The organism is Deinococcus radiodurans R1 = ATCC 13939 = DSM 20539 (genome assembly GCF_000008565.1).
In the GTDB taxonomy this organism is placed as follows: domain Bacteria; phylum Deinococcota; class Deinococci; order Deinococcales; family Deinococcaceae; genus Deinococcus; species Deinococcus radiodurans.
In genome coordinates, this window is the sequence record NC_001263.1 from 449205 (window position 1) to 464767 (window position 15563).

11 protein-coding genes are annotated in these 15563 nt (G+C 69.5%); 7 read left to right on the plus strand and 4 right to left on the minus strand.

Annotated elements, in window-relative coordinates; genetic code table 11:
- Positions 1–38: 38 nt before the first annotated feature.
- The 5 genes from DR_RS02350 (at position 39) to DR_RS02370 (ending at position 5432) form a co-directional block, all read left to right on the plus strand.
- Complete coding sequence (locus tag DR_RS02350; protein ID WP_227085986.1) at positions 39–869, plus strand: aminoglycoside phosphotransferase family protein; 831 nt, start codon at positions 39–41, stop codon at positions 867–869.
- 78 nt (positions 870–947) lie between these two features.
- The gene (locus DR_RS02355) at positions 948–1640 is read left to right on the plus strand and encodes a MotA/TolQ/ExbB proton channel family protein (protein ID WP_010887101.1); all 693 of its coding nucleotides are present in this window, start codon (positions 948–950) and stop codon (positions 1638–1640) included.
- Between the two features lie 2 nt (positions 1641–1642).
- Complete coding sequence (locus DR_RS02360) at positions 1643–2065, plus strand: ExbD/TolR family protein (RefSeq protein ID WP_010887102.1); 423 nt, start codon at positions 1643–1645, stop codon at positions 2063–2065.
- A gap of 63 nt (positions 2066–2128) precedes the next feature.
- Positions 2129–4648, plus strand: coding sequence for a hypothetical protein (locus DR_RS17050; protein ID WP_010887103.1), 2520 nt, complete (start codon positions 2129–2131; stop codon positions 4646–4648).
- Positions 4649–4721: 73 nt separating this feature from the next.
- Positions 4722–5432 (plus strand): hypothetical protein, encoded by a 711-nt coding sequence (locus DR_RS02370; RefSeq protein WP_010887104.1) that lies wholly within the window; start codon positions 4722–4724, stop codon positions 5430–5432.
- A 278-nt stretch (positions 5433–5710) separates the two neighbouring features.
- Here the strand turns inward: DR_RS02370 and DR_RS02375 are convergent, their stop codons facing one another.
- Positions 5711–7639, minus strand: a complete 1929-nt coding sequence (locus tag DR_RS02375; RefSeq protein ID WP_010887105.1) for an acetate--CoA ligase — start codon at positions 7637–7639, stop codon at positions 5711–5713.
- A 135-nt stretch (positions 7640–7774) separates the two neighbouring features.
- On the opposite strand from DR_RS02375, the gene DR_RS02380 reads away from it, so the two are divergent.
- The gene (locus tag DR_RS02380) at positions 7775–8563 is read left to right on the plus strand and encodes a type III pantothenate kinase (RefSeq protein WP_010887106.1); all 789 of its coding nucleotides are present in this window, start codon (positions 7775–7777) and stop codon (positions 8561–8563) included.
- Positions 8563–9465 carry a cobalamin-binding protein gene (locus tag DR_RS02385; protein WP_034349546.1) on the plus strand — a complete coding sequence of 301 codons (903 nt, stop codon included), beginning with the start codon at positions 8563–8565 and terminating at the stop codon, positions 9463–9465. The genes DR_RS02380 and DR_RS02385 overlap by 1 nt, the downstream gene beginning before the upstream one ends.
- Positions 9466–9538: 73 nt before the next feature.
- On the opposite strand, the gene treY is transcribed toward DR_RS02385, so the two are convergent.
- The 3 genes from treY to DR_RS02400 form a co-directional block, all read right to left on the minus strand.
- Positions 9539–12430 carry a malto-oligosyltrehalose synthase gene (gene treY / locus DR_RS02390; RefSeq protein WP_027479556.1) on the minus strand — a complete coding sequence of 964 codons (2892 nt, stop codon included), beginning with the start codon at positions 12428–12430 and terminating at the stop codon, positions 9539–9541.
- A 179-nt stretch (positions 12431–12609) separates the two neighbouring features.
- Positions 12610–14412: a malto-oligosyltrehalose trehalohydrolase gene (gene treZ / locus DR_RS02395; protein ID WP_010887109.1), complete on the minus strand. Its 1803-nt coding sequence runs from the start codon at positions 14410–14412 to the stop codon at positions 12610–12612.
- Between the two features lie 485 nt (positions 14413–14897).
- Positions 14898–15473, minus strand: a complete 576-nt coding sequence (locus DR_RS02400) for a CAP domain-containing protein (protein WP_034349491.1) — start codon at positions 15471–15473, stop codon at positions 14898–14900.
- Positions 15474–15563: the final 90 nt, after the last annotated feature.

Below are 15563 nucleotides of genomic sequence, written 5' to 3' on the forward strand. Positions count from 1 at the left end.
CTGCACTTCAAACAGAGATGGAAGGCACACTGTGGCCTGTGCTTCCCTTCACCCCCTGGCTGACGCGCTGGCACTTGACCCCCGACGGCGAGCCGCTTCGCACCCACGGCAGCGACCTGTTGCCGGTGCTGTGGCACGGCCAGGGAGAGGGACAGGCGGCGATGCTCAAACTCGCTCGCAGCGAGGAAGAACGCCGGGGCGCGGGGCTGATGCAGTTCTGGCAGGGCGACGGCGCGGCGCGGGTGCTGGCCGTCAGCGAGGACGGCGCCGCGCTGCTGCTGGAGCGGGTGAGTGGTTGCCGTTCGCTCACCGCGCTCGTCCACGCCGGGCACGACGACGAGGCGACCCGGCTGCTGTGTGCCGCTGCCGCGCGCCTACACCGTCCGCGTCCGGGGCCTTTGCCGCCGCTGCTGCCACTCGCCGATTGGTTTCGCGGCCTCTTTGCCGGGGAAAAGCAGGATACCAGGCTGCATTTTCCCGCTGCCGTCGCCCGTCAGCTGCTGGCCTCCCCGCAGGAAGTCGGGCCGCTGCATGGCGACCTGCACCACGCCAACGTGCTGGACGGCGGCGATCCGGGGCAGGGTGGGCGCGGCTGGCTGGCGATTGACCCCAAGGGCCTGCACGGTGAGCGCGGCTACGACCACGCGAACCTGCTGTGCAACCCGGACCCCGCCACTGCCCTGCGCCCCGGACGGTTGGAACGGCAACTGGCGGTGGCGGCGCACGCGGCCCGACTGGACCCAGCGCGGCTGGCCCGCTGGGTGATGGCCTACACCGGCCTCTCGGCGGCGTGGTGGCTGGAAGACGGCAGAGAGGCAGAGGCGGCGCAGATGCTGGCCCTGGGAGAACGGGCGCGGCGGCTGTTCTAGTTTCCGGTTCTCACCGCCTGTCCCGGATTCCCCTGAAATCTTCACCCTTGCCATGTGAAGGCATGCTAAAGGTGAGGGGTGAATGTTCTCGATCTCGCCCGCGCCGCCGGTCCCCTGCTGTGGGTGCTGCTGGCCCTGTCGTTGTACGTCGTCTATCTCACGGTGGCCCGCTTGCTGGCCCTGATGCGGATGGGTCAGGACGCCTCGGCGCTGATCGAGCGGGCGCGTGCCCTGACTGCCGAAAGTGGACCGCAGGCCGCGCTGCGCGAAGTCGACCTCTCGGGGCTCGACATCCCGGCGGCGCAGGTGCTGCGGGCGGGATTGAACCGCGCCGACCGGGGCCCTGAAGCCGCGCAGGCCGCCATGAACGCCGCGCTGATTCAGGAAGACGGGCGCATGTATGCCGGCCTGAGCGCCCTGGGCACCGCCGCGCAGATTGCCCCGCTGCTGGGGTTGCTCGGCACCGTGGTGGGCATGGTGCGCTCGTTCCTGGTGTTCAGCGCCACCAACAACCCCACCCCCACCGAACTCGCGCAGGGCATCAGCGAGGCGCTCATCAACACCGCCGCCGGCTTGATTGTCGCCATCGTGGCCTACGTCGCCCGCAACGCGCTGCGCAACAAGGCCAACGCGGTGGCGGCGCAGGCCGAACGGGTGCGCGAGGAGCTGCCGAGCTGGTTGCTGCGCCCGGTGGCCGTGCCCGCCGCCCCGGTGCGCCCGGCGCCCGCTCCTGAACGCCCGGTGATGGCCCCGACCGGCGCGAGGCTCTGAGCATGAGCGTGCCGCGCAGAAGGCTGCGGGACGATGTCGAAGGCGTGACCTTTGATTTCGCGCCGATGGTGGACATCGTGCTGCTGCTGCTGATTTTCTTTTTCCTGACCAGTAACCTGGGTGCCCGGCAAAATGTCTTGCCGCTCGACCTGCCGCGCGCCAGCACCACCGTGCAGGCCACCCCTGACATTCCCATCGTGACCGTACACAAGACGGGCCGCATCTATCTCAACGGCTACGCCACCAACCTCGAACAGCTCGAACAGAAACTGCCCGCGCTGGTCAAGAAATCCGGCGGTGTGGTGGGTGTACGCGCCGACGAGCGCGGCAACTACGGGACCGTGGTGCAGGTGATGGACGCCGTGAAGAAAGCGGGCGGCGAGCGCCTCGCCCTGGGCACCCGCAACGCGGACTCCGACAAGTGACGCCCTGCCCACAGACGACCCCGGCCTGCCCACCCCTGACCGCCCCTGCGGAGGACCCTGACTATGACGTCTTATTCCCGCCCTTCCCGCTTTGACCTTCAGCGGCCCGAGGTCCGCGAGCGGCTGTGGTCGGCGGCGGCCACCTTTACCCTGCACGCGGCGCTGATTGCGGGTCTGGCCCTTGCCCGGCCTCAGCCTCAGGCCAGCGTGGCGGCGGTTCCCGACACCCGGCACGCCCCGCTGGAAGTGGTCGCGCTCGCCCCCGAGGTGCCCAACTCCAACGCGGCGGCCCCCCTGAGCACGTCGCCGCTGGCCGCGTCTCCCAACAAGCCGGCCCCGGCGACCAAGCCCACGCCGACCCCCGCGAAACCCGCGACCCCGGCGCCGGAACCTCCTAAGCCCCCGGAACCCACGCCCCCCGAGCCGAAGCCCGAGACGCCCCCGGAACCGCCCAAGCCGGCGCCGGAGCCCCCGAAACCCGATCCCACCCCCGCCGAGCCGCTCAAGCCGCCGGTGCAGGACACTCCGCCCCCGGTCACGCCCAAGCCGGTCACCCCTGAACCGGTGACCCCCAAGCCGGCCCCCACACCCCCCGAGGTGCTGCAACCGCCGGTTGCCCAAACGCCGCCTGTGGCAAAGCCGCCTGTGCCGGCCCCGACGTCCCAGACGCCGACCCCCCCGGTCCAGCCGGCGCCGACGCGCACCCCGCCGCCCCAGGCGGCCCGGCCCACGCCAAACGCGCCCGCCCAGACCCCGGCGCCGGCGACCCAAGCCCCGGCAGCCCAGACGCCTACAGCTCAGGCTCCGGCAACCCAAACGCCGGCCACCCCGGCCCCCGCCGCTCAGCGACCGGCAGGCGGCGCGCCGTCTCCGGCCCCTGCGCCGGCCCAGGCGAACGCGCCCGCCGGCTCGGTGGTGCCCGAAGCCACGGTGCCTGAGTCCAGCACGCCGGCAGCCCCCTCTGCCCAAACGCCCCCCACCCCGACGCGGGAAACGGCCCAGACCGAGGCGTCGCCGGCGGCTCCCAACTCGTCCGCAGCGGCGCCCAACGAACCGGCGAGCGAACCCGTCGCGGGTCGCCCAGGTACGGCGGCGTCCAGCCCCGAGTCGGCTTCCCCAGTCACGGTGACGCCGCGCGGCGAAACGCCCGATACGGCGGCTTCGGCAGGCACCCCCAGCGCGGGCCGGGTCACGCCTGCGCCGGCTCCTTCCGCGTCCGAGGGTGCGTCGGCAGCCCGCACGCCGGGCGCCGGGTCGCAGACGCCGCCCATTCCCGCGACGCCGATTCCCGCCACCCCGGCAGGCCGCAGCAGCGGCGAGTCGGCGGGAACGGCAGCGGCGCGGCCCAACGCGGCGCCCGCCCCGGTCAGCGAGGACCGCTCCGACGTGTCGGGCCTGCCCCGGCGCGAGGACGCCCCCGCCGAAAGCAGCCCGGTGGCGGCGAGCCCGGCGCGTGGGGCGTCGTCGGCCCCCAGCTCGGCCCCAGCCGCCGCCGTGCCTTCGCGCGCTCCGGTTTCGGGCGGCAGCGTGAGCGCGCCCCGCACCGCGCCCACCGCGCCAGTGGCCGAGCAGGGCGAGGTGCCCGTGTCGCCCAGCGCCGCCGCGCCGCGGGGAGGCGCAAGCAGCGCGGCGGCGCCCTCCGCTCCGGCGGCTGCACGCGGCGGCTCCGGCGCGGCAGGTGGCGCAGCGGGCGGTGCCAGTGCCCCCGCAGCAGCCCGGCCCGCCCAGACGCCCGGTGCCTCGGCAGGCGGCGCGTCCGGTGGGGGCGAAGGCGTCAGCGCCCGGCCCTCCCAGGGCGGCACCCCCAGCGGCACGCCAGCCAGCGCCCCAGTCGCGGCGGGTCGTCCGGCGGGTGGTGAGGGCAGCGGTTCCGGTACCAGTGGTTCTGGCAGCGGCGCTCCCGCAGCGGCCCGGCCCGGTCAGGGAGGCAGCGGCGACGCGCCTGTGGACCTCGGGCTGACCTCCGGTCGCGGTGGCAGCGGCGCGGGCAACGGTGGCGCCGGCACGGGTGAAACGGGCGCCGGCACCCCCAGCGCCTCGCGGCCCGGCAGTGGCGGTACTGGAAACGGCTCCGGCACTGGCGAAGGCAGCGGCACTGTGCCCGCTTCTGGCCGGGGCACCGGCGGCAGCGGCACCGGTACGGGCAATGGCGGTGGCGCAGGTGAGGGTGCAGGTGTCGGCGCGGTGGCCCGTGGTGGCGGCGGTGCGGGGCAGGGCGCGGGCAACGAAACCCGCCCGCTGACCTGCACGGTGGTCGTGGATGTGCGCGGCCTCGGGAAGCTCGAAAGCGCCATGACGAGCTTCGTGATGGACAGCGCCGGCAATCAGGTCTGGCCCGACGCCGAACTCATCAAGGGCGTGGCGACCCAGCTCGTGCAGGAAGGCAACTTGCAGGAGTACACCCGCTCCGAGGCGGGCCTCGCCCAGCTCAAGAACGTCACCCGCGTCAAGGCCAGCCGCCTGCTCAGGCCCAAGCAGTCCCCTGGCGCTCCCTACTTTGCCGACGTGGAACTGTCCGCCGACGCCGCGCAGACCTTCCGCTCGGCGGGCAAGGCGTGCAAGGTCGTGTACCTGCGCGATTGAGCACACCCCGCGCCGGACTTCTCATCCTGGCATCAGCTCCGCGTCAACATTTTCCTTCCCAATGAGGTTCACTATGCGCCTACTTGATTTCCGTAAGCCCCTGCTGCTGTCCCTGACGGCCTTGCTCTCGGCCCCCGCGTTCGCCTGGGTGCCCAAGCTCGACGACGCCACCGCCAAGAACGTCATCGACGGGGCCTATGGCCGCCGCGACCTGCCGAGCACTTACCTGACGGTGGACCTCGGCGTGAAAGACGGCCAGTTCGTCTCCGGCCCCGAGAGTGTCAAGGTGTTCGACGGCGGCGCCCAGTGCGTGACCGACTGGCTCGCCGCGCCGGGCGACTTCAGCAAGGGCAGCCGCCTGGGCTCGGTCACCGCCAGCGGTCAGGCCGACCAGCTCTACTTTCAGGCCACCGACGCCCGCGACAACTTCCGCAACCTCAGCGCCGCTGACGCTCTGGGTGCCGACCTGAGCAAGGCCCGCCTCGCCGACGGCGAACTGCGCGTGGACATCGCCGTGCGCGGCCTGCCCAGCGAAAAGGCCCGCGACGCCTACCTGGTGCGGATGCGCTCCGCCGACGGCAAGCTGGTGGCCCCGGTGCGCCGCAGCTACGTCAACGACTTCAAGCAGGGCGAGGACGGCAAGTGGAGCGGCACCCTGGTGTACTACTTCAAGCCGCTCGACGCCGGGGTGGGCGCCAGTGACCGGGTGGACCTGCTCGTCCGCACCGAAGCCGACACGAACTGCGCCTACAACGTGGCGCTGAATCTGGCGAGCTTCCAGTAACCGACAGGCCAAAAACAGAGAGAGCAGAGGCGCCAGCATTGGCCCTCTGCTCTCTGTTTTTGACCCTGTACCTTGATGGGAGACGGCCTCGCAAAGCGAGGGGTGAGGGTGTCTTTTTCTATCAGATGCTCTAAAACGAGCTGCTAAAGCATTTGACGGAATGAGGCTTCTTCAGAGCTGGTCTGGACGCCCCCTCACCCCTTGCTACGCAAGGCCCTCTCCCACAAGGGGAGAGGGTCAAACATGCAAAACATTCTTGTCTCGAATGCTCTCAGCGCTCAGCCCGCTGCCGCCCCGCCCAGCCGCTCGCGCACCGTTTCGAGGGCGTCGGGGTTTTCCAGGCTCGTCAGGTCGCCCTTCACTTCGCCGGTCAGCAGCAGGTCGCGCAGGAGCCGGCGCATGATTTTGCCGCTGCGGGTGCGCGGGACGGTGGGGGTCACGACGACGCGGCCCGGACGGGCGATGGCGCCCACACCGGACACCACCGCGTCGGCAAGTTCGTTTTCTAGCCAGGTGAGGTCGGTGTCGAGGCGAATGCCCGCGCGCGGCACCACGAAGGCCACCGGCACCGCGCCCTTGATGTCGTCGGGCATCGCCACCACGGCGGCTTCGCTGACGGCGGGGTGGGTGAGCAGCGCGGCTTCCATCTCCATCGTGCCGAGGCGGTGCCCGGCCACGTTCATCACGTCGTCCAGGCGGCCCGTGACCCACAGTTGCCCGTCGCTGTCGAGCAGGGCGGCGTCGGCGGCGGCGTACTTGCCGGGAAATTCGGACAGGTAGGTCTCCACGTAGCGGTCATGGTCGCCCCACACGGTGCGGGCCAGGCAGGGGAAAGGCTCGGTCAGCGTCAGCGAGCCGAGTTCGTTGGGGCCGCAGGGCGTGCCGTCCTCGTGCACCACGGCGGCGCGGTAGCCGGGCAGCGGGTGCCCGCACGAGCCGGGGCGGCCTTCGGTGAGGCCCACCATGCTGCTCGCCCACGCGGTGCCGGTTTCGGTCTGACCGTAGGTGTTGTTGACGAAGAGCCTGCCGCCGCCGAGCACGTCGTGCGTCCAGTGCCAGGTTTCGGGGTCAAGCGGCTCGCCCACCAGCGCGACGAGTTGCAGCGGGCTCAGGTCGTACCGTGCCAGCGCTTCGTCGCCCGAGCGCCGCAGCATCCGCAGGGCGGTGGGCGCGGTAAACACCTTGTCGGCGCGGTACCTCTCGATGATCTGGTAGGGCCGCTCGGGCGTCGGCGTGTCGATGCTGCCCTCGTAAATCACGTGCGTCGCCCCGTGCGCCAGCCCGCCCACCAGCGCAAAAATCGGGAAGGTCAGCCAGCCCACGTCGGCGGTGCACCAGTACACGTCGTCGGGTTGCAGGTTGAGCGCCCACTTCACGTTGGCATACGTCCCCGTCAGAAAGCCGATGCCGCTGTGAACCAGCCCCTTGGGTTTGCTCGTGGTGCCCGAGGTGTAGATGATGAAGCCGGGGTCGTTGGCGTCGAGCGAAACGGGCGCGGCGCGGCGGGTCGTTTTCTCCAGCAGCTCGGCGAAATCGAGTTCGTTCTCGCCCAGCGGCAGGAAGGGGTCCAGGCGACGGGCGACGATGACGGTGGGCTTCTCCAACCCTTCAAGCGCCTCGTCGAGCGTCGCCTTGAGCGGAATGTTGCGCCCGCGCCGCAGCGTGCCGTCGGTGCAAACCACGACTTTGGGCTGCGCGTCGGTGAGCCGGTCGCGCACCGCCGACGCCGAAAAGCCCGCGAAGATGACCGAGTAGATCGCCCCGATGCGGTAGCAGGCATGAATGGCGATAAACGCTTCGGGCACGTTGGACAGATAAATCGCCACCCGGTCGCCCTTGTCCACGCCGAGGTCTTGCAATGCCGCCGCGAACCGGGCGGTGGCGTCGGTCAGGTCGCCGTAGCTCCACGTTTCCTTGAGGCCATCTTCGCGCTCGTAGTACAGCGCGACGCGGTTTTTGGGGTGACGGTCGAGGCAGTTGACGCTGACGTTGCCCTTCGCGCCGGGGAAATACTGGAAGTCCCCGAAGGTGCCTTCGAGGGCGGTGGTCGGCGGCACGTCCCAGGTGAGTTCGCTGGCGACGCTCAGCCAGTAGTCGCCCGCGGGCATGTCGCGGAGCTGCTGCGCCCGCTCGGGCGTGACGGGGGCGGTCTTTTTCAGGGCGTCGGTGGGTGAAACGAGGGGAGTCGTCAAGAGTGCGGGGTCCATAGCAGTCCTCCGGGGGTGAATTGTGCGGTCTGCACAGAATAGCCGAAGAACCTAACGAACGTTTGTGAGGCTGTCTGACCGTGAAAGCGTCGCCCGGCGCCGTTCCTGCGGCCCTGACCCTCTACAATCCTCCCCGTGCCCGCTTTTCCCCTGCTCGCCGTGGACATCGGCAACACCACCACCGTCCTGGGTCTGGCCGACGCCTCGGGCGCCCTGACCCACACCTGGCGGATTCGGACCAACCGCGAGATGCTGCCCGACGACCTCGCGCTGCAACTGCACGGGCTCTTTACCCTCGCCGGGGCGCCGATTCCCCGCGCCGCCGTGCTGAGCAGCGTGGCGCCCCCGGTGGGCGAAAACTACGCGCTCGCGCTCAAGCGGCACTTCATGATCGACGCTTTTGCCGTGAGTGCCGAGAACCTGCCCGACGTGACGGTGGAACTCGACACGCCGGGCTCGGTGGGTGCGGACCGCCTGTGCAACCTCTTCGGCGCCGAAAAGTACCTGGGGGGGCTGGACTACGCGGTGGTAGTGGATTTCGGGACCTCCACCAACTTTGACGTGGTGGGGCGGGGGCGGCGTTTCCTCGGCGGCATCCTCGCCACCGGAGCGCAGGTCAGCGCCGACGCCCTGTTCGCCCGCGCCGCCAAACTGCCGCGCATCACCCTGCAAGCGCCCGAGACGGCCATCGGCAAAAACACCGTCCACGCGCTGCAATCGGGCCTGGTCTTCGGCTACGCCGAGATGGTGGACGGCCTGCTGCGCCGCATCCGCGCCGAGTTGCCGGGCGAAGCGGTCGCCGTCGCCACTGGCGGCTTCTCGCGCACCGTGCAGGGGATTTGCCAGGAAATCGACTACTACGACGAAACGCTGACGTTGCGCGGGTTGGTGGAGCTGTGGGCGAGCCGTTCGGAGGTCCGCTGATGGGCCGCCTCGTCAGTTTGCTGCCGAGCGCCACCGACCTGATTTTTGAGCTGGGCCTCGGCGAACAGCTACTCGGCGTGAGCCACTGCTGTGACCATCCCGGCGCGGCGAGCCTGCCAGTGCTGACGCGCAGCATCATCGGCTCTGACCTGCCGCAGGCCGAGATCGACCGCGCCGTGAGCGAGGCGGTGCGCGCGGGCCGGGCGCTGTATACGGTGGACGGCCCGCTGCTGGACAGGCTCCGGCCCGATCTCGTCGTCACCCAGGGCGTGTGTGAGGTCTGCGCGGTGACGCCCGGCACGGTGGCCGAGGCGGTGCGGTTTCTTCCTGGTTGCCTGCCCGCCGAGCAGGTGCTGAGCTTGGAAGGCAAAACCTTCGCGGGCATCCTTGCCGATCTGCGGGCGCTGGCGCGGGCCGCCGGGGTGCGGGAGCGCGGGGAGGCCCTGGCCGCCGAGTCGGAGCGGCGCTGGAACGCCATTCGGCCTGTCGGGGTTCAGGTCCCGGAGCCGCCCCGCGTGCTCACGCTGGAATGGGTGGACCCGCCCTTCTACGGCGGCCACTGGGTGCCCGAGCAGGTGGCGCAGGCTGGGGGAAAGGACGTGCTGGGCCATGCCGGACGCGACAGCGGGCGTACGAGCTGGGAAGACGTAGTGCAACTTGACCCCGACGTGATCGTGGTGATGTGCTGCGGCTATGGCCTGAGCGACAACGCCGAGTTCGCCCGGCAGGTGCTCTCTCATCCCGAACTGCGGGCGGTGCGCGCGGGGCAGGTGTGGGGGGTGGACGCGAACGCGCATTTTTCGCGGCCCTCGCTCGGCGTGGTGCGCGGGGCCGAGGTGCTCGCGGCGCTGCTGCGCGGAGAAGAAAGCGCGGGGGAGAGTGTGCGGGTGAGAGCGGAATAGTTCTGGGTGACTGACTAAAAAAAGCCCTCTCCCGAGAAGAGAGGGGCCTGGAGAGTGGACGACGGCGCGGTCTTTATCCCCGCACCAGCAGGGCCAGCGGGAACTCCTCCAGCACCTTCGCCAGCGGCACTTTCGCCGTGCGGACGCGCAGTTTTTCGCCGGTCAGGACGTTGGTGTAGCTGCCCGTCGGCAGGGTCAGCGTGCGGTTGCCCCAGCGTTCAGCCAGCGCCCAGGGGCTCTGCTCGCGGGTGAGCGAGAGCGTCAGACGCGGGGCGACGGTGATGGCGCTCTGCCCATTCAGTTCGCGGGCGAAGGCGATGAGGTACTTGCCGGCGTCAATGGGCCGGTAGCTCCCCTGCCCGAACAGGTCGGCGTGCTCTTTGCGCGCTTGCAGGGCAGCCCAGGTTGTCATAACCTTCACCGCGCCGTCCTCGTAGCTGCCGAGCAGTTTGCGGGCGAGCGCGAGGTCGTGGCCGCGCTCTAAGCGGGTCAGCACGCGCCCCAGCCGGGCGTAGTCCACCGGGCGGCGGTTGTCGGGGTCCACCAGCGACTGGTTCCAACCCTCGCAGCCCTGGTAGGTGTCGGGCACGCCGGGGGCGGTCAGCCGCACCAGCGCCGCCGAGAGGCCGTTTTGCGCTCCATACGGGCTGATGCGGCGGTGCAGGGCTTCCAGACCCAGGTTGAATTCGGGGTCAGCGAAGAGCTGCCCCACCACGTCGGCGAGCGCCGCCTCGTACTCCTCGTCGGGCGAGGCCCAGGAGGTGCGGAGTTTGGCCTCGCGCGCCGCTTTTTGCAAGTAGGCGTTCAGGCGGTCCACGAAGCCGTCGAGTTTGCCATCCAGCGGATACGCCCCCAGTGCGTTTTGCAGCAGCACGTACAGGTCGCGGGTGGTGGGGGCCAGCCCGAGGTCGGTTTCGTGTAGCAGCGAGAGCATCAGCGAGGACTGCTCGCGCAAGAAGTCGCCCCAGACCTGCGGAATCTCGCTCAGGACATTGATGCGGGCGCGGGTGTCCTCGCCGCGTTTGGTGTCGTGGGTGCTGCCGCTGAGCATCGCGTGCGGCCAGGACTGCGCCCGCCGCGCCGCCGCCGCGTGAAAGTCGCGCAGTGGCGTGCCGAAATGCGCCGGGTCGCCGCCCACCTCGTTGAGCGAGAGCAGCCGGGCGTAGCGGTAAAACGCCGTGTCCTCCGCGCCCTTGGCCGTCACCGGGCCGGTGAGCTGCTGGAACTTGAGCGCGAAATCGGCGTAGGCGGCCCGCGTCGCCTCGGCCTGCTCGCCCTCGCCGGGCACACTGATGGTGAGCACCTGTTGCAGGTAATCGAAGACGCTCGGCGGCACCGGCTGCCCCTCGCGGCGGTTGTGGGCCTTGGCCTCGCGCACCGCCTGCTCGATTTTGGCGTTGTCGCCGCTTTCGCGCTCGCCGTTCTCGCGCACGTAGGTGCGGTAGACGGGAAAACAGGCGATGACTTCACGAATCGCCCCCCGAATGGCGCTGAGCGTAAAGTCGCGCGAGGTGAGGTCGGCCTCGGCCAGCCCCTCCAGATGCTCGGCGAGCACGTTGACTTCGCCGGGCAGACTCACGCGCTGAATCAGCTGCTTGCCCCGGTAGAGGTGCTCGGGGTAGCTGTCGCGGTCGCCGGTAAAGCGGCGGTAGAGGGCGCTGAGGTCGTCCTCGTGCGCGGTGTCCACGAACACGCCGTTCAGCTCGGCCAGAAAGTCGTAGCCGGTGGTGCCGTGTACTGCCCAGTCGCCGGGCAGCTCCTCGCCGGGTTCCAGAATCTTCTCGGCCACCACGTACAGCGGCGTTTGCATGATGGGCTGGCCCTGACCGTTTTCATCTACAGGCCGCCCCAATACCTCGCCTGCCCCGGCTTGCAGCGCCCGGAAGTACCCGGCGGGGTCGTACAGGCCGTCGGTGTGGTCGAGCCGCACGCCCTGAATGAGGTCCTCGCGCAGCAGTTCGAACAGCAGAGTGTGCGCCCAGGCGAACACGCGCGGGTCTTCCATCCGTAGGGCCGCGAGGTCGTTGATGTCGAAAAAGCGGCGGTAATTGATTTCCTCAGCGGCCACCTGCCACCACGCCAGCCGGTAGTTCTGCTCGCTGACAAGCTGGTCGAGGCGCTGCGGGTCGGCGTTCACGCTCGCCAGCACGTCGTCCATGGCCTGCCGCACGCCGGGGGCGCGGTGGCGCAGGGCGAACAGGCGGCGCGCGCCCACTTCCACCTCCTGCGCGCGGCTGAGGCGGTCCACATCGGAGAGGTCCGGGTCGCTGCTGCGCGGCAGGGTCTGAATGCTGCGGGTAATACTCCCAAGTTCGGCCTGCGCTTCACCCGGCACGCGGCTGCCGAGCGCGTCCACCACCCAGCCCAGCAGCAGGGCCACGCTGCGCGGCGACATCGGCAAGCGGCGGTCCCAGTAGCGCAGGAAAAAGCGGCCCGCCTCGCCCTCCTCTTCCCAGGTCAGTTGCAGTTCGCCGCGCTCCAGCACCCGCCCATACTGGTCGCCCAGCGTGGGCAGCAGCACCTTGCCTTCCAGCGCCCGTTTGAGCGGATGCCAGGAAATATCGAAAAAGTGTGCGTAGCGGCTGCCCTGGCCGTGGCGCAGCACGTCTTCCCAGTACGGGTTGTGCCCGCCCTGAATGCCCATGTGGTTGGGCACGAAGTCCACGATGACGCTCAGCCCCAGCTCCTTCGCCGCCGCCGAAAAGCGCCGCAGCCCCGCCAGCCCCCCGAGTTCGGGGTTGATGCGGGCGTGGTCGGTCACGTCATAGCCGTGCGTGCTGCCCGGCGTGCTCGCCCAGATGGGGGAGAGGTACACCGTGGACACGCCCAGCCGCGCCAGATACGGCAGCTGCCGGCGGGCGGCGGCGAAGGGAAACCCGGCGTGCAGCTGCAAGCGGTAGGTGGAGGTGGGCAGGGTGACGGGCGGCGTGTGGAGGGGGGTTTCGGTGGGGGGKGGTGTGGTCATGGGTGGTCCTTTGGGGTGGAGGAGGGCAAGGCGGTAACCCCTCACCCGTATYNCGTGACGCGGCTCCCTCCSTCTCCCCTTAGGAGAGGGCTTTTTTATTATCTTGACCCTCTACCAAGGGAAGACTGGCTACAGCCGCTTGCGGAGGGCCTTGAGAAGCACGGGGTGAGGGGTCTTTCTCACCCCACCAACACCGCTTCCCCCGCCCCCAGCGTCAAATCCTCGCGCCCTTCGGTATGCAGCAGCAGGCGCCTAGGCACGGTGAAGGGCAACTTGACCTCGGCGACGGCCCGCGTGTCCTGGCCCAGGTTCCACAGCAGCACCCGCTCGCCTGCGCCGGTCACGGTACGGACCCACAGCACGTCGCCGTCGTGGCCGGTGGTCAGGTTCTCGCGCTGGCGGTTGTGCAGCACCGGGTCCTCGCGCCGCAGCCGCAGCAGGTCGCGGTACAGGCGCAGGGTGCGGGCGTGTTCGCCGCCCTCGCGCTCGGCCCAGTTCAGTTTGGAGTTGAGGAAAGTCTGCTCGGCCTGCGGGTCGGGCACGTCCTCGCCGCTGAAGCCGCTGAAGCCCCCGAATTCCTTTTTGCGGCCTTCGGATACGGCCTGTCCCAACTCGCCCGCGTGGTCGCTGAAAAACTGAAACGGCGTGCTGGCAGCCCATTCCTGGCCCTGAAACAGCAGCGGGGTCATCGGCAGCAGCAGCGCGGCGGCGCCCCGGTACTCGTGCAGCGTCACTCCGTCCGACTGGTGCAGCCGCTCGCCCAGGGGCCGGTTGCCGATCTGGTCGTGGTTCTGGATGCAGTAGACGAAGTTGGGGGCCTCCAGCGCGTCGGAGGGGTGGCCGCGCTCGTGCTCCTCGCCCTTGACCGCCCAGAACTGCCCCTCGTAGCGCCAGCCCCGGCGGATGGTGTAGGCGAGGGCTTCGGCGCCGCCCCGGTAGCCGGCGTAGTAGCCTTCCTGCTCGCCGGTCAGGGTGACGCGCGTTTCGTGGTGAAAGTCGTCGGTCCAGATGCCGTCGAGGTGGTTGACCGTCACCAGGTCGGGCAGGTTGCGGTGATCCTCGGCGAGCAGCAGGTGGGTGCCGCCGAGTTCGTGAATTTCCTGCGCCAGCTCGGTCAGGATGTGGGTCTCGCTGTCGTCGGTCATGTACGGCGTGGCGTCGAGCCGCAGCCCGTCGAAGTGGTAATCGCGCAGCCACATGCGGGCGTTGCCGGTGACGTAGCGGCGCATGTGCGGCTCGGCGTAGTCCAACCCCATGCCCCAGGCGCTCGAAAAGCGGTCGGTAAAATAGCTCGGCGCGTAGCTGCTCAGGTAATTGCCTGACGGCCCGAAGTGGTTGTACACCACGTCCAGAAATACGCCCAGCCCCAGTCGGTGCGCGGCATCTACCAGGGCCATCAGGTCCTCAGGGCGGCCATACGGCGCGTAGGGCGCGTAAAAGGCGGCGCCGTCGTAGCCCCAGCCGCGCTGCCCGTCAAAGGCGGCGAGCGGCATCACTTGAATGGCCGTCACGCCCAGCTCTTTCAGGTACGGCAGCTTCTCGGCGGCGGCGCGGTAGGTGCCTTCCGGGGTAAAGGTGCCCACATGCACCTCGTAGAACACGCAGTCGGCGAGTTTGATGCCGTGCCAGTCGGCGTCTGTCCAGTCGAAGGTGCCGAAGTCCACCACTTCCGCTTCGCCGTGCACGCCGTCGGGCAAAAAGCGGGCGTAGGGGTCGGGGGTTGGCACGCCGTCGAGCACGAAAAGGTAGCGGGCGCCGGGGCCGACCGGCAGTTCCAGTTCGTAGATGCCGCCGCCGAGCGAGGTCATGACGTGCTCGGTGCCGTTCACGCGCACGGCCACCGTGCGGGCGGTGGAGGTCCACAGGCGAAAGCGGGTGCCCGCGCCGCCGGGCAGGGGCGTGGCGCCCAGACGGGTGCGCGGGTCGTGCTGGGTCTGAAAAGAAGCGGGGGGGGTCGGGGTCACAGGCTGGGTCTGGGTCATACGGTCCTCGGGCGCCGGGGCTGCCGCCCGGAGCGGGCCCTACCCTAGCGGGCCTCAGAGCGGGCAGTGTGGCACAGAGCTCGCTTTCTTCCGGCAACTGCCCGGGGAACGCCGCAACGTCATCCCACTTTGAAAAAGAGTTTAGATCATCAAACTCTTTTTCCGAACGGACTTGGAAAGCTGCGAAGAAGAGTTCAGCTCCGTATCAAGGGCAGCGAAAGGACCCGGCTTCCCCCCTCACTGGGTCGCCGGGTCCTGATGGTGCTGCGTGGGCGCTGGCCTCCTGCGGGACCTTCAGCGCCTGTGGTTTCTCCCTGTCCCTTCTCTCTGCTCTCTGCGGTGGGTGCTCTCATACGGTTTTAATCCGATTCCCGAACATCCGGAAAGGCGCCGGATGCTCGTCCATCTCCTTAAAACCGTATTTTTTCCATGCGCTCCGCGCAAAATTGCGTCCGGATATGTCCGGGACTCAATTTGAAAACGTATCAGCGGGTGCCGAAGTCCTGCACCCAGTAGGTGCCGAACTTGCTGCCGGGCTTGTAGAGGTAGCTCATGCCGACTTCCTTGAGCGCGGGGTCCATCAGCGTTTCGCAGTGGCTGGGGCTGTCGAGCCAGCCCTGAATCACGTCGCGCACGGTGTAGCCGGCGGCGATGTTCTCGCCGAGTTCCTGCCAGCCGCTGTAGCCCGCTTGCTCGGCGCGCTGCTTCATGGTGGCGCCGCTCGGCGAGGTGTGGGCGAAGTAGCCCTTGTCGGCCATGTCGTTGGCGTGGCCTTCGGCAGCGGCGGCGAGGTACCCGTTCCAGGTCACGGCGGGGGCGGCGGGCATGTACTTGCCGCCGCAGCTGCGGCCCTGAGCGCGGGTCGCGTTGAGCTGCTCGAACACGCTCTGCTCTTCGGTGCTGCGGCTCTGGTCACCGCTGTCGTGCGCGCTACGGGGCGCGTTGCTGGTGGCGCTGGTGCTGCCGCCTGCCGAAGGCGCAGAGGGAGTCGAGGGGCCGCCACCACAGGAGGCGAGCAGGAGGACGGGGCCGAGCAGCAGGGGAAGGAATTTGTGGGTCATGAGGGACAACTCCTTGAAGGCGGGGGAGGGAGAGAGGGAAGGAAGAACCCGGACAGCCCGGTCGTTCTCAGTGCCCCCAAGGTAGTCAGC

Excerpts from the sequence above, each read along its gene's own strand:
- DR_RS02360 (WP_010887102.1), top strand. The coding sequence starts at position 1,643 with ATGAGCGTGCCGCGCAGAAGGCTGCGGGACGATGTCGAAGGCGTGACC.
- DR_RS17050 (WP_010887103.1), top strand. The coding sequence starts at position 2,129 with ATGACGTCTTATTCCCGCCCTTCCCGCTTTGACCTTCAGCGGCCCGAG.
- DR_RS02370 (WP_010887104.1), top strand. The coding sequence starts at position 4,722 with ATGCGCCTACTTGATTTCCGTAAGCCCCTGCTGCTGTCCCTGACGGCC.
- DR_RS02375 (WP_010887105.1), bottom strand. The coding sequence starts at position 7,639 with ATGGACCCCGCACTCTTGACGACTCCCCTCGTTTCACCCACCGACGCC.
- DR_RS02385 (WP_034349546.1), top strand. The coding sequence starts at position 8,563 with ATGGGCCGCCTCGTCAGTTTGCTGCCGAGCGCCACCGACCTGATTTTT.
- treZ (WP_010887109.1), bottom strand. The coding sequence starts at position 14,412 with ATGACCCAGACCCAGCCTGTGACCCCGACCCCCCCCGCTTCTTTTCAG.
- DR_RS02400 (WP_034349491.1), bottom strand. The coding sequence starts at position 15,473 with ATGACCCACAAATTCCTTCCCCTGCTGCTCGGCCCCGTCCTCCTGCTC.